At 71.6% G+C, this 13,960-nt stretch carries 8 protein-coding genes; 3 read left to right on the top strand and 5 right to left on the bottom strand.

Annotated elements, in window-relative coordinates:
- Positions 1-2 precede the first annotated feature (2 nt).
- Genes F9278_RS45885 through F9278_RS45875 form a run of 3 tightly spaced genes read left to right on the top strand, consistent with a single transcriptional unit; the run spans position 3 to position 8,448 of the window.
- The gene (locus tag F9278_RS45885) at positions 3-1,046 is read left to right on the top strand and encodes an AAA family ATPase (RefSeq protein WP_152173586.1); all 1,044 of its coding nucleotides are present in this window, start codon (positions 3-5) and stop codon (positions 1,044-1,046) included.
- Positions 1,046-4,015 (top strand): SAV_2336 N-terminal domain-related protein, encoded by a 2,970-nt coding sequence (locus F9278_RS45880; protein WP_152173585.1) that lies wholly within the window; start codon positions 1,046-1,048, stop codon positions 4,013-4,015. Before F9278_RS45885 ends, F9278_RS45880 begins: the two co-directional genes overlap by 1 nt.
- Positions 4,012-8,448: an NACHT and WD repeat domain-containing protein gene (locus tag F9278_RS45875; RefSeq protein ID WP_152173584.1), complete on the top strand. Its 4,437-nt coding sequence runs from the start codon at positions 4,012-4,014 to the stop codon at positions 8,446-8,448. Before F9278_RS45880 ends, F9278_RS45875 begins: the two co-directional genes overlap by 4 nt.
- 5 nt (positions 8,449-8,453) lie before the next feature.
- Here the strand turns inward: F9278_RS45875 and F9278_RS45870 are convergent, their stop codons facing one another.
- From F9278_RS45870 to F9278_RS45850, 5 genes are all read right to left on the bottom strand, one after another.
- On the bottom strand, positions 8,454-9,278 hold the full coding sequence (locus tag F9278_RS45870) for an alpha/beta hydrolase family protein (RefSeq protein ID WP_152173583.1): 825 nt from the start codon (positions 9,276-9,278) through the stop codon (positions 8,454-8,456).
- Between the two features lie 468 nt (positions 9,279-9,746).
- Positions 9,747-10,778: a LacI family DNA-binding transcriptional regulator gene (locus F9278_RS45865; protein WP_152173582.1), complete on the bottom strand. Its 1,032-nt coding sequence runs from the start codon at positions 10,776-10,778 to the stop codon at positions 9,747-9,749.
- A gap of 81 nt (positions 10,779-10,859) precedes the next feature.
- Positions 10,860-11,696, bottom strand: a complete 837-nt coding sequence (locus tag F9278_RS45860) for an ATP-binding cassette domain-containing protein (RefSeq protein WP_152173581.1) — start codon at positions 11,694-11,696, stop codon at positions 10,860-10,862.
- Complete coding sequence (locus tag F9278_RS45855; RefSeq protein ID WP_152173580.1) at positions 11,693-12,706, bottom strand: ABC transporter permease; 1,014 nt, start codon at positions 12,704-12,706, stop codon at positions 11,693-11,695. Before F9278_RS45855 ends, F9278_RS45860 begins: the two co-directional genes overlap by 4 nt.
- A 216-nt stretch (positions 12,707-12,922) precedes the next feature.
- Positions 12,923-13,945, bottom strand: a complete 1,023-nt coding sequence (locus F9278_RS45850; RefSeq protein ID WP_152173579.1) for a sugar ABC transporter substrate-binding protein — start codon at positions 13,943-13,945, stop codon at positions 12,923-12,925.
- Between the last annotated feature and the right edge of the window lie 15 nt (positions 13,946-13,960).

Below are 13,960 nucleotides of genomic sequence, written 5' to 3'. Positions count from 1 at the left end.
TCATGAACGAAGGGCAGGCATCGCTGGTGTCGCACGCATGGCACGTCTACCGAGGCACGGGAGTACCGCACGACGGCATCGAGAAGCTGCCGCCGCCGCCGCCGTGGCGCGCCCCCTCAGCGGCCGAATGGCCGTACGGTCGCCCGGCGCCGGACACCCGGCTGCGCGGCGCCGTCTACCAGGTCACACCGGAGATCGTGGACGTCGTCAACGCCGCGCTGTACCTGCGGCGCCCCCTGCTCGTCACCGGTCCACCGGGCTCGGGCAAGTCCAGCCTCGCGTACCACGTCGCCCACGAGCTGCGGCTGGGCCGTGTGCTGAACTGGCCGATCACCAGCCGCTCCACCCTGCGCGACGGCCTGTACGCCTACGACGCGCTGGGCCGCCTCCAGGACGCCAACCTGAGTGCGGACCCGGTGGTGCCCGCAGAAGACTCGGCCTACTTCGACCGTCATGGCCAGGGCATCGGCAGATATCTGCAGCTCGGCCCGCTCGGCACCGCGCTGCTGCCCGGCGGGGTGCCGCGGGTGCTGCTGATCGACGAGATCGACAAGAGCGACCCGGATCTGCCCAACGACCTCCTGAACATCTTCGAAGAGGGCGAGTTCGTCATTCCCGAACTCGCCCGCCTCGACCATCCTGAGGCCCATGTGCAGGTGTACGACAGTCCACGCGAGAGAGTGCGCGTCCACCAAGGACGCGTGTGCGCCGACGCGTTCCCCTTCACGGTGCTGACCAGCAACGGCGAGCGGGAGTTCCCTCCGGCGTTCCTGCGCCGCTGTCTGCGTCTCGACCTTCCCGAACCGGGCCTCGACCTTCTCGTCCGTATCGTCGAGGCGCATCTCGGGCGGGAGGCCGTGGAGCGAGGGGCGGCGCTGATCGAGGAGTTCGTCCGGCGCAGGCCCACGGAGGCCCTCGCCACCGATCAACTTCTCAACGCGGTCTATCTGCTGCTCAGTGGCGGAACCGATGACGGCCTCCGCGAGACCCGAGAGGGAGACGGCGTGCTGCGCACCGTCATGAGGCGTCTGGATCCAGGGTTCTGATGACCGACGATCTCATCACCAGACTCCTGGCCGACGTCGAGGATCAGCCGACCTGGCAGGAACTGGCCGATGTCCTGTGGCTGGCGGAGCGCCTCTCCCGGGAGTCGAACGGCCGCCCCGGTGCCCGGCTCGGGGAACAGCCACCGGTCCCGGACGCCCGGTCCCCGCTGGATTGCGGGCCGCCGGCGGGCCGTACCAGGCCACCGGGGGCGGACCCACCGCACTCGGAGCCCGTCCAGCTGTACGCGGACGTTCCCCGGGACGTGCTCTCCGCGTCGGCGCGCCTGGCCCTGCCCGGCGGGCAGGACGCGGTCGGGAACGCGACGCCGGTCCGGCTGCCGACGACGCCCGCACTGCGCGATGTGCTCGCGTTACGCAGGGCACTGCGCCCCCTGGGAGGCCGTGCCTTCCCCGGGCCCGAGCTGCAGTTGGACGAGGAGGCCACCGTGGAGCGCATCGCCGACACCGGGTTCTGGCTCCCGGTGCTGCGCCCCGCTCCGGTGCGCTGGCTCGATGTCGCCCTGGTCGTCGACGACAGTGTGTCCATGGCCGTGTGGGACCGCGCGGTACGCGAATTCCGGGACCTGCTGGACACCGCCGGCGCCTTCCGGTCGGTCCAGGTGTGGTCTCTGCCGTCGGAGGAGTCCCGCTCGCTCGGGGTCGTCCTGCGGCGTGGACTCCCCGCCCGCGCGTCGACCACGTCGGCCGCCTACAGCAGCCCCGGCGAACTCGTCGATCCGACCGGACGGCGGGTGGTGCTCGTGGTCTCGGACTGCATCAGCCCCTCGTGGTCGGACGGCACGCTGGAGCAGTTGCTCCGGCTCTGGGGACGCAGCGGTCCGGTCGCCATCGTGCAGCCCCTGCCCCGCAGGATGTGGGAGCGCTGCCCGCTGAATCTGCACAAGGTCACCTTGCGTGCGCCCGGTCCGGGCGCCGCCAACACCAGACTCGTGAAGCCCGGTGCGCCCATGCCCGTGCCCGTGCTGTTGCTGGACCCCGACTCGATCGGCCCGTGGGCATCGCTCACCAGCGGGGAGTCGTCGGTCGTCGACTCCCTGGTCACCCTGGTCGGGTCATCGCCCCCGCAGCGGCCGGAGCTCCCGGACGACCCGGCCACGACGGAACTCTCCCCCACCGAACTGGTGCAGCGGTTCAGGAACGACGCCAGCCCGGAGGCCTACAACCTGATCGTGTACCTGTCCGCCGTGGCGCTGAGTCCACCCGTGATGCGCATCGTGCAGCATCGGATGCTGAACGACCCGCGTCCCTCCCAGCTCGCCGAGATCTATCTCAGCGGCCTTCTGGAGCGCACCGAGGACAGCGTCGGCGCACGCGGTGACGACATCGTCTTCGACTTCCGCCCGGGGGTACGCGCGGAACTCCTCGGCGCGCTCCGCGGCAAGGCCGCACGGCAGATCCTGCGGTACGTCACCGAGTACCTCGAAACCGCGCACGGCTCTCGGGTCGAGTTCGCCGCGCTGCTGCGCAACGACGACACCGCGGTCGCGGAGCTGCGCAGACACCGGCCGTTCGCCGAGGTGTCCGCGCATGTGCTGCGCCGGCTCGACGCGAAGTACGAGACGGTCGCGCGAAGTCTGGAACGGCCCCGGATGCCCGACGTGACGACCGACGCGGCAGCGGACGCCCACGAGGTGTGGGGCGCTGTGCCGCCGCGGACGGCCGAACTGCTGGACCGTGAGCGGCTGCTGGACGAGTTGCACCGGGCGCTGACGAGCGGTGGGACGGCGCCCCAGGTCCTGTATTCGCCGGAGGGCGGAGGTGCCACGGCTGTCGCGGTGGAGTACGCGTACACCCTCGGCTCGGCGTTCGACTTCGTTCTGTGGCTGTCCGCGGGGTCGCCCACCGTCGGCGGCGCCGAGCGGGCCCGCCTCGCCGACGAACTGGCGCGGCGGAGCCGGCAGGGTACCGAACCGTCCTGGCTGGTGATCGTGGACGGCGCGGCGGCCGGAGAGGTACTGCCGGATCTGCCCGCCGGCCGCCGCTCGACGCTGATCACCTCGTCGGCCGCGGACTGGCCCGAGGGGTTCGCCGTCCACCGCGTGCCCGCGCTGAGGCGCCGCAAGGCCTTCCCGCTGGCTCGGCTGCACGCCACGGAGGTGACGGCCCCGCAGGGCCGGCACCTTGCGGAGCGGTTCGGCGGATCTCCCCTCGCGCTGGAGCTGGCGGCCACCTTCCTGGCGGTCACCGGCGAGCTGCCCGAGGCCGGTCCCGAGCGCGCCGGGCCGGGCGACGGCTCCTCGGCGGCGTCCGAGGCGACGTCGGAGGCGGTGTCCGACCATGCGGTCGAAGCGTGCCGGATCTCCCTCGACCATGTCCTGCGTACGGAACCGTCCGCCCGGGACCTCCTGCACCGGCTGGCCGTCCTCGCCGCCGGCCCCGTGCCCCTGACACTTCTGGTCGGCCGATCGCCGAACAAGTCGGGGCAGGCCTTCGATCCGGGGCTCACCGCGTTGCGCCGCCTCGCCCTGCTGCGGGGCGGTGAGCCGGGCGGTGAGTACGTCTTCGTCCACCCTGTCGTCCGGCGCGCCTGCCAGGAGCGGTTCTCCGAAGAGGAGTTGGCCGAGGCCCGCAGGGCGGTGCGCGCCCGGATGGTCGAGGACTACGGCCGCGACGCGCCGGACGTCCCCGCGCTGTGGTCCCGATTCGGCGCGCTGACCCGGCATCTGGACCCGGTGGGTGCCCTCGGCGACACCGATGCCTACGTCCGCGAACTCGTACTGGGCCAACTGCGGTACCTGCGTGCCTGCGGCGACACGACGGGCTGCCGGGCGCTGGGGACGCTCGCTCTGCGGCGGTTGGCCGCCACCGCCGATGCCGGGCATCCCGGTGTGCAGGCGCTGGTGGCGCTGCTCGCGGACCTGTTCGAGGAGTGCGGTGCCGGGGAGGACGCGGCGGCGCTTCGCGCCGACCCCGTGGGCTGGTCGCGGCAGGAGCCGGGCGCGACGTGACAGCCACCACGGGGGAACCGCCCACGCCCGCCCGGCGCCGCCGGGCCCTGAGCATCGGTGTCTCCGCATTCGCGCCCCATCCCGATTTCGGGAGCGAGGACGAGGACGAACCCGATGCCTTTCCCTTCGCCCTCGACCATGTGACGGCCCTGAAGGAAGCCCTCGAACACGAGGCCTTCGGCTACGACTGCACCACCCTCACCACCCTGGGCACCGAGACCACCGGCACCGCCACCGGCGCGGCCAACGATCCCGGGCCGACGGCGGCAGTGCTCGGGGCCGCGATGCGCGAGGCGCTCATGGAGTCCTCCGGCGACGACGTGTTGATCGTGCACGTACTCAGTCACGGACTGCCCCGCGCCACCGGGCTGTACGTTCTCGGATCGGACAGCGCGTATCTGCCGGAGACCTCGGTGGACGCGTGGCTGGCGGCGATCGAGGACTTCCCGGGCCGTCCGGCCGTGCTCTTCCTCCTCGACCTGTGCCACGCGGGAAAGGCCGCCCGGCAGGACTGGCAGTTGCGTTCCCTGGACGGTTCGAACCGTGCCTGGGTGGTGGCGGCGTCGGGCGAGGCACAGGTCGCCCTGGACGGACGGTTCACCAGGGCGGTCGCCGACGTGCTGACCGACATCGCGGAGAAGCGGATCCAGTACGACGACGCTCGGCCCTTCATCGACTACTACTGGTTCGTCGGCGAGGTCCAGGCACGGGTGGATCAACTTGCCGAAGCCTCCGGCGGTCTGCGCCAACGGGTCACCGCCGTCGCGGTCGACAGGGCCGCTCCCGACCTTCCCTTCCTGCCCAACCCGTGCCATGACTCCAGTCGGCGCAACCGCGTCCGCAGCGAGATCGGGGCCGAACTGGGCCATGAGCTGGGCGCGTTCCTGGACGAGGTCGTCGGCCTGCCCCACTTCGCCCGCCACGCCCGCGGCGGGGCGGGCTTCCCCGAGGTGTCCCGGGCCGAGGACGGCGAAGGCCTGTTCACCGGCCGTGCGGCGGAGACAGCTCACCTGGCCGAATGGTTGGAGGACGAGAGCGCCTCGCGGATCTGTGTGGTCACGGGCAGCCCGGGAGCCGGCAAGTCGGCGCTCATCGGGGTCCTGCTCTGTGCCGCCCATCCGGAGCTGCGGGCACGGACGAGGCCGCTGTGGGAGCCCCTGGGCCGGTCCGTGACGGTGAGCGCTCCACCGGCCGCCGTGCACGCCCGGCAGCGCACGCTGAGGGAGATCGTCGACGCCCTGGTCCGGCAACTGGGCCTGAGACCGGCGGCACCGAACGGAGAGGCACCCGCCGACTGGACCGTGGAGGCGCTGATCGACGCGCTCCGCCGGCTGACGGGCCCGCCTCCCGTGGTGATCATCGACGCACTCGACGAGATGCGGTACCCGCACGAGGCCGTGACGACGCTGCTCCAGCCGCTCGGCACGGCCGTCAGACCCGACGGCAGACCCGTGTGCCGGCTCCTGCTGGGCGCCCGTCACGAGGAGCCGTTCACCACGCTCGTGGACTCGGCCGCGACCTCGGGGGTCCTGGTCGACCTGGACGCCACCCGACCCGAGGACCTTGAGAAGGACCTGCGGGAGTACATCGTCAAGCTTCTCTCCGTCGCGCTCGGCGACACCATGGCGGACACTCCCGCCCAGGAAGCGGTGACCGCCTTCGCCGCCGCCACGGCCAAGGCGATCGCCGGCACCGCGACCGGCCCCTACCTCATGGTGGCGCTGTACGCGTCGTACGTACTCCAGGACTCCGTGCGCCCCCGGCTCGCGGACGCGGCCACGGCGCGGGAGCTCGGCGCCGAGGTACCCCAGACTCTCCCCGGCCTCCTCGACCTGAGTTTCGGTCAGGACCACACCCATCAGTTGCTGCGTCCGGTGCTCGCGGCCCTCTCGTTCGCGCAGGGCGACGGTATGCCGGTGTCCGCGGTGACCGCCGTGGCACGGGCGTTCGCGCCCACCACCGTGCGGGTGGACGACACCACGGTGGGACAACTCCTGGACGACGTAAGGGCGTTCCTGCGCTCGGTGCCGGACCGGGGCACGATGCTGTACGGGTTGCTGCACAAGAGTGTCGCGGACGAGCTGCGCCGACATCCCGTCCCCGTGGGGCCGCAGTTGTCCGACACTCCCGAGATTCTGGTCTACGAGGCACTGGTCGGGGCCTTGCGATCGGGCCCGGACGACCGCCCGTCATGGGGTGTGCCGCACAGTTATCAGCTTCGCCACCTGGCCCAGCACGCGGTGGACGCCGGCCGGTTCGACGAGTTGTGCGGCGACCCCGAGTTCCTGGTGCACGCCGACCCCGACTGGCTCGTGCCCGAACTGCGGCACGCCGTCTCCGAGCCGGCGCACAGTGCGGCAGCCGTCTACCGGACGAGCGTTCATCTGCACCGCCGGGTGGAAGCCGGGCAGCGGCGCCACATCCTGGCGCTCGACGCGGTCCGGCACGAGGCCCGCACCTTCGCCGACCGGCTCGCCGATCCCGCCCCGGGCACCGGGTCCCTCATGCTCTGGCGTCCGTCCTGGGCGACGGGAGGCCGGATCAGCGCGGCCCACGCGTTCACCCTCCAGGTGCCGGACAACCGGGTGACCGCCCTGGCGGCGACCACGGTAGGCGACACACCGTTCGTCGTCACGGGGAGCAGGAACGGCAGGATCCGCGTGTGGGACACCGGCACGGGGCGACAGCGGGCGTCGGCGGACCCCCGGTTCGGGGAGGTACAGGCTCTCGTCTGTACGGAGGTCGAGGGGGCGCCGGTCCTGCTGGGTGCGGGCAGTGGGGGTGCGCTGGCGCTGTGGGATCTGCCCGACCTGACGCCCCGGAGCCTGTCGTTGGAGGGGCACACCACCACGGTGCGGGCGCTCGCGTGCGGCGAGGTGGTGGGCAGTCCGAGCGCGCTGACCGCGGACGAGTCGGGCCGGCTGCTGCTGTGGGACCTCCACGGCGACGAACCGGTGAGTCCGTTGCGGCTGCCCCGCGGTCAGGGCCGGATCACCGCGCTCGCGCAGACGACGGACGAGAACGGCAAGGCCCTCGCGATCACGGCGGACGACACGGACCGGATCCGCTTCTGGTCGCTCGTCACCGAGGAGGAACAGGGCCCCGGAATCCGCCACCCGTCACCGGTCAGAGCCCTCATCGTCCTCACGGCCCGGGGATCGGAACAGATCGTGACCGCCGGAGAGGACGGGCACATACGGCTGTGGAACGCCCGCACCCACGAGCTGACCGCGCGGTCGGCCGCACCGCACGACCGCCATGTCTACGCGCTGACCCGCGTCACCGGCGAGGAGGGCGTCCGAATCCTGAGCGGCGGCAGCGACGGAACGATCCGCAGCTGGGACCCGGAGGGGGACAACCGCCTGCTGTCGGAGGTCAACCGCTTCGTCGGCCACATGGGCGCGGTGACCGCTCTCGCCCACCCGAAGTCCGACCCGCCGGTCGTCATCTCCGCGGGCACGGATCCGGTGCTACGGGTGTGGAACGTGCCGTGGGAACGTCAGCGTCCCAGCACCCCGGTCGGACACACCTCCTGGGTCACCGCCCTCTCGATCGCCACGCTCCCCGACCGCGTCCTGCTCGCCTCGGCGGGTGCGGACGGCCACATCCACCGCTGGCACCTCACCGACGGAACCCCGTACGGCAGCACCCCCATCGCTGCGGGCGACGCGCCCGTGCACGCCCTCACCACCGCCGTTCTGGACGGCCGCCCGGTCCTCGCGGCGGGGGCAGCCGACGGACGTATCCACCTCCTGGACGTCGCCGACGGCACACCGTACGGCACCCCCGTCACCACCGGCACCGGCCCCGTGCACGCGCTCACGGCCACCGACCTCGACGGCCGCGTCGTCCTGTTGTCGGGGGGAGCCGACGGGCTGCTGCTCTGCTGGGACGCGGCGTCGGGCGAGAGGCGCGGACTGCCGTTCGCCGGGCATGACGGCGGCATCAACGCCGTGGCCCGCGTGGACGTGGAGGGCAGACCCACCGCTGTCTCCTGCGGTGACGACGGCGCCCTGCGGACCTGGGACCTGCGGACCGGCCTGGCCACGCGGGCTCAGGTCGCGGCACACGACGGATGGGCGACGGCACTGGCCTGCACGGTGCTCGACGACGGCACCGCGGTCGCGGTCACCGGTGGGCAGGACGGCACCGTACGTGTGTGGGACCTGGCGAGCGGCGCCGCGCTGTTGGATCCGCTGGAGGTCATGGGCGGTGTCAACGCCGTGGCCTGCGGAGTCGTCCTCGGAGTACCGGTGGTGGTCGCCGCCGACGACTGCGCCCTGCGCGTCTGGGACCTCGCGTCGGGCCGGCTGCGGGAGAACATCGGGGTACCGGGAACGGTGCCCGCCCTGCTCCTGCGCGATCACCAACTCGTCCTGGGCTGCGAGTGGGAGGTCGTGGTGCTGCGCCGTACCGGGAACCGGGAGAGCTGACCGCCTCAGGTGGAGGGGAGGAACGGGCTCAGCTCGCGGGCGAGTTCCGACTGTGCCAGATAGCGTGTCGCCTTGTGCGAGGCCACCAGGCCCAGGGAGACCTCGTAGTGGGCGTCGATGCCCGGGAAGCGGCTGGGCAGATCGCGCGGCAGGGCCACGATGTCGCCCACGTCCGCGATGTTCACCCAGCGTCTGACCTTCGGAGGCCGCTGCCCCTTGTTCTCGTCGTTGCCCTCGCCCAGCGAGAGGCGCTCGAAGAACGCGTGCGGCATGCCGAGCGGCGAGCCGAGCGTCACGAGCAGGTCGAGTTCGACCGGGCTGTGCCACAGCGTTTCGTACGCCACGACGGAGCCCAGCGAATGCGCGATCACCACCTTGGGCTTCCGCTCTTCCAGCACCCGCCCCAGCTCCGCGCGCACGGCCGCCCGTCGCGGCGAGCCGGGGTCCGAGACATAGGTGTCCGCCTCACGGCACAGCATGATCACGAACCGTCGGGCCGCCGCACCGTACCGTTCGGCGAGCCACTCGGCCGCCTGCCGGACGGGCTTGGTGCCCCGGCCCATCGTGACCTCCGTGGGCGCACCCAGCGCCGACACCCACTCCACCAGGAGCCGTTGACCTCCTGGCGGCAGCAACTCGGCCTCGTCCGAGCCCTGAGCGGTTCCGAGGTGGAGCAACGGGGCGTAATAGGCGGTGTGAAGTGTCCTCGGCTCGGGGGGCAGCCCCAGCGCCTCACTCCACTCGGCGGCGAGTGCCTCACCGGCCAGCTCCGCGCTGCCGGCCTCGGTCAGGTACCGGTAGCACCGAATGCCGTGAACCCCGACGATCATGTCGCCTCCCCCGCCCGGCACCGACGCCGCGCCCCGCGGGCAGCGTAGGACACGAGCAGCGACGTACGCAGTCGAACTCGCGATCCCGAGAAGCGAGCTCCCCTTCGCCCGGCACCCCGGCGCGCCACAGGCTTCGTGATCGTGCGCCGCGACGGGGACCAGTTGGCAGAAGGCACACCAGCCTGGGGTCACCGGGTGCAGGAAGCCGATGAGGCGCGGGCGAGGTCGTCGTCTCCGCCGGGGCCTCGTTCGAGTCCGGAGTGGGTGATGGGCCGGACTCCGAGGTCTGGGAGCCGCAGTCAGTCATCACCATGCGGGTGCCGGAGCCGGTGGCCGTGCGGCTGCTGACGCGGCATCACGGGCTCTCCTACATCCGCCATCGCCACTGCCAACGAGTGGAGCGACCGCACCGCCCCGGACCCTCGATCCCAGCGGTCCCCCGACCCCTGCCGGACGCCGCCTCCCTCCTCATGCCTCCCGCAACGCCGGAGCAGGCCGCTCCCCCGACCCCCGGACGATCAGCCGGGTCGGGACGGTGATGGTGAGGGCGCGGGTGCGGTCGCCGTCGAGGCGGGACAGGGCCGTGGTCGCTGCGGTTCTGCCGATTTCCTCGGGGTTCTGGGCGACTACGGTCAGGGCCGGTTCGAGGGCCTCGGCGAGTTCGACGTCGTCGAAGGCGACGACGGCGACGTCCTTGCGTCCGCTGCGCGCGAGTTCGGTGACTATGCCCAGCGCGACGATGTTGTTGCCGGCGAAGAGGGCGGTGGGGGGATCGGTCAGGCCCAGGAGCTGGGAGGTCGCGGTGGAGGCGCCGTGCTGGTCGTGGGCGTTGGTGATCAGGGCGCGGTCGGCGGGGAGGCCTGCCTCCTGGAGGGCGGAGCGGTAGCCGGCCAGGCGCTCGCGGCGGGTGTAGAGCTTGGTGGGGAGGTCGCCGATGAAGCCGATGCGCCGGTGGCCGTGGGCGATGAGATGGGCGACGCCGTCGTGCGCACCGTCGCGGTTGGTGCTGACGACGTTGTCCGTGGGCAGGCCCGACCCCGGGCGGTCGAGGAAGACGACGGGCAGACCGGCGGTGCGGTGGGACTTGAGGTGGGAGTGGTCGGCGCCGACGGACGGCACGACCATCAGGATGCTGATGCGGCGGGCCAGGAACTTGTCCGTCAGGGCGCGTTCACGGTCGGGCGCGTCCGCGGAGGAACCCATCAGCAGGGTCAGACCGCGGTCGCGGACGGTGTCCTCGATGGCGCGGGCCACGGCTCCGAAGAAGGGGTTGCCGAGGTCGGGGATGACCAGGCCCACGGTGGTGTCGGGGCCGCCGACACGGATGTTGCGGGCCATCAGGTTCGGCTGGAAGCCGAGCCTGTCGACGGCGGCGAGGACCTGTTCCCTGGTCCGGGCCGAGGCGGGGCCGTCCTCGTTGAGGACACGGGAGACGGTCTTGGCGCTCACGCCGACTTCTCGGGCGACGTCTGCCAGGGTGGGACGGCGGTTCGCTGCCATGAAGGAAACGGTCTCCTGTGCTCGTCACCCGCGGGTTCCGGCCACGGCCTGGGCCGGACCCCGTGAGTGCTCGGTCGTACGTCAGTGGGCCTGGACTCCCGCGGCCTTGGCCGCCGCGGAATCCGCCACGACAGTATCTCCGGCCGCGTCGACGGTGAGGGCGCCGGTCATGATGGCGACGACCTCGGCCATGGAGTAGTCGGAGGGCTTGATCACGGCGGCGCGCCTGCCCAGCCGGTGGACGTGGATCCGGTCGGCTATCTCGAAGACGTGCGGCATGTTGTGGCTGATCAGGACGACCGGCAGGCCCTTGTCCCGGACGCGTCGGATGAGGTCGAGGACCTGTCCGGACTCCTTGACGCCGAGGGCGGCGGTGGGTTCGTCCATGACGACGACGCTGCGGGCCCAGGCGACGGACCGGGCGACCGCGACGGCCTGCCGCTGTCCGCCGGAGAGGGTCTCGACCGACTGGGTCAGCGAGCGCAGGCCGATCTTCAGGTCGGCCATGTGCTCGGCGGCCTCCTGACGCATGCGTTTCTTGTCGAGCATGCGGAAGACGCTGCCGAGGACGCCGGGGCGGCGCAGTTCGCGTCCGAGGAACATGTTCGAGGCGATGTCCATGGAGGCGGCCACGGCGAGGTCCTGATAGACCGTCTCGATGCCGTGGGCGCGGGCGCTCTGCGGTCCGGAGAAGGTGATGGGCTCGCCGTTGAGCCGTATCTCGCCGGCGTCGGGGGTGACCGCGCCGGTGAGGGCCTTGATCAGGCTGGTCTTGCCGGCGCCGTTGTCGCCGATGACGGCGAGGACCTCGCCGGGCAGCAGTTCGAAGTCGGCGCCGTCGATGGCGGTGACCTGGCCGTAGCGCTTGACCAGACCGCGGGCCTGCAGCACGGGCGTCGGGGCGGAGGGGGTGGTCATCGGGCCTTCTTCCGGGAGAGCTGGTCGACGGTCACCGCGAGGATCACCAGGACGCCGGTGATCAGGGTCTGGTAGATGGAGGCGACGCCCATCAGCTGCAGGCCGTTGCGGAAGACACCGACGATGAGGACGCCGATGAAGGTGCCCAGGACCGAACCGCGCCCGCCGAAGAGGCTGGTGCCGCCGAGCACCACGGCGGTGATGCTGTCGAGGTTGTCGGTCTGTCCCGCCTGGGGGTCGCCGACGCCGGTGCGGGAGATCAGCAGCAGGGCGGCGATGCCGTAGAGGACGCCGGCGACGGTGTAGACGCCGATGGTCAGCCGGGAGGTGCGGATGCCGTTCAGCCGCGCCGCCTCGGGGCTGTTGCCCAGGGCGTAGACGTGCCGGCCCCAGCCGGTGCTGCTGAGCGCGTAGGCGAACAGGAGGAACAGGGCGATGGTGACCAGGGAACCGTAGGTGATGTCGGTGCCGCCGAGCGGGAACGTCTGCCCGAGGGCCGTCAGCGGGCCCGGCAGGTTGGTGACCGTCTGCTCCTCGGAGTAGATGTGCGTCAGAGCGAACGCCACGTTGAGCATGCCGAGGGTGACGATGAACGGCGGCAGCGGGATCTTCTGCACCAGCAGCCCGTTGAGCAGTCCGAAGCCGCCGCAGACGACCAGGCCCAGGGCGATGGCGGCGAGCGGTGGCAGGGAGCCCTCGGCGGCCATCTTGGCGATCATGATGCTGCCGAACGCCATCACGGCGCCGCACGACAGGTCGATGCCCGCCGTGAGGATGATCAGTGTCTGCCCGATGGCGAGGGTGCCGACGACCATGACCTGCTGCACGATCAGCGAGAAGTTCCCGCCGGTGAGGAACTGGTCGGTCGAGAGGGAGAAGAAGGCGCAGGCGAGAAGGAGGGCGACCAGGGGGCCGGTGGTCGGTGCCGTGAGCAGGCGGCGGGCCGTGGTCGGTGCTTTGAGCTCGGCGTACGGCGAGGACGTGTCCGGGGGTGTGGTCGTGGCTGTCATGCGAAGTCCTTGTCGGAAGACAGAGGTCGTCGCCCGCCCTGGAACGGAGGCCAGGAGGGGGGCAGGAGGGAGGGCAGGAGGACGAGCGGGCGGCCGTCCCCCCGGTCGGGGGAAAGGGACGGCCGCCCCCGCTGAGGGGAGAGCGAATGTCGTACGGGCCTCAGGGGCCGAGCCGTGCGGGCCTCAGGGGCCGAGCCGTACGGGCTTCGGGGCCGCTCAGCCCCAGCAGTTCTCCAGGCCGTAGGCGGTGTCCTTGGACGTGACCCCGTCCTGTGCCTTGTCGGTGATCAGGGTGACGCCCGTGTCGGTGTAACCGGACGCCTTCTTGCCGTCCTTGGCGTAGGTGACGACGGCCTTGACGCCCTCGGAGGCCATCTTCAGCGGGTACTGCTGCGAGGTGGCGGCGATGGTGCCGTCCTTGACCGCCTCGGTCCCGGTGCAGCCGCCGTCGACGGAGACGATCAGGACGTCCTTCTCCCGGCCCTTGGCCTTGAGCGCGGTGTACGCGCCCAGCGCGGCCGGCTCGTTGATCGTGTAGACGACGTTGATGTCCGGCTCCTTCTGGAGGCAGTTCTCCATCGCCGTCTGGCCCTTGGCCTGGTCGCCGCCCGTGTCCTGGGCGCAGACGACGTCGTCGTCAGTGGCGCCGAAGCCCTTGAGGAAACCGTTGTGCCGCTGGACGCCGACGGAGACGCCCGGCGCGAGGTCGAGGGCGGCTATCTTCGCGGTCTTGCCCTTCATGGCGGCCTTGGCGTACTCGCCGATCAGCTCGCCCGCCTTGAGGTTGTCGGTGGCGAAGAGGGCGTCGACGGCGCTTTCCGGCTCGGTCGGGGTGTCCAGGGCGATGACCAGGACGCCCTTGGCCTTGGCCTTCTCTATCGCGGGCACGATCGCCTTGGAGTCGCTCGGGGTGATCAGGATGCCCTTCACTCCGGCGGCGACCATGTTCTCGATGGCCGTGACCTGACCGGCGTTGTCGCCGTCGAACTTGCCGGCCGCGGTCATCAGCTCGACGCCCTCGCTCTTCGCGGCCTTCTCGGCGCCCTCCTTCATCTTCACGAAGAACGGGTTGGTGTCGGTCTTGGTGATCAGGCCGACCTTGACCTCACCGGAATCGGAGCCGGCGGAGGCCGATCCGGAGCCGGAGCCGGAGCCGCAGGCCGTCAGGGTGAGGGCCGCGACGCCCGCGACGGCGGCCGTTCTGAGGAGGGAGGAGGAAAGGCGAGTGGTGCGAGACATGATCGACTCCTGTGG

The organism is Streptomyces phaeolivaceus (assembly GCF_009184865.1).
In the GTDB taxonomy this organism is placed as follows: Bacteria; Actinomycetota; Actinomycetes; order Streptomycetales; family Streptomycetaceae; genus Streptomyces; species Streptomyces phaeolivaceus.
The sequence above is the reverse complement of the archived record's forward strand: the minus strand, read 5'-3'. Positions and strand labels throughout refer to the sequence as shown.

Coding starts and splice junctions, on each gene's coding strand:
- F9278_RS45850 (WP_152173579.1), bottom strand. CDS start 13,945: ATGTCTCGCACCACTCGCCTTTCCTCCTCCCTCCTCAGAACGGCCGCC.
- F9278_RS45865 (WP_152173582.1), bottom strand. CDS start 10,778: ATGGCAGCGAACCGCCGTCCCACCCTGGCAGACGTCGCCCGAGAAGTC.
- F9278_RS45870 (WP_152173583.1), bottom strand. CDS start 9,278: ATGATCGTCGGGGTTCACGGCATTCGGTGCTACCGGTACCTGACCGAG.
- F9278_RS45855 (WP_152173580.1), bottom strand. CDS start 12,706: ATGACAGCCACGACCACACCCCCGGACACGTCCTCGCCGTACGCCGAG.
- F9278_RS45885 (WP_152173586.1), top strand. CDS start 3: ATGAACGAAGGGCAGGCATCGCTGGTGTCGCACGCATGGCACGTCTAC.
- F9278_RS45860 (WP_152173581.1), bottom strand. CDS start 11,696: ATGACCACCCCCTCCGCCCCGACGCCCGTGCTGCAGGCCCGCGGTCTG.
- F9278_RS45880 (WP_152173585.1), top strand. CDS start 1,046: ATGACCGACGATCTCATCACCAGACTCCTGGCCGACGTCGAGGATCAG.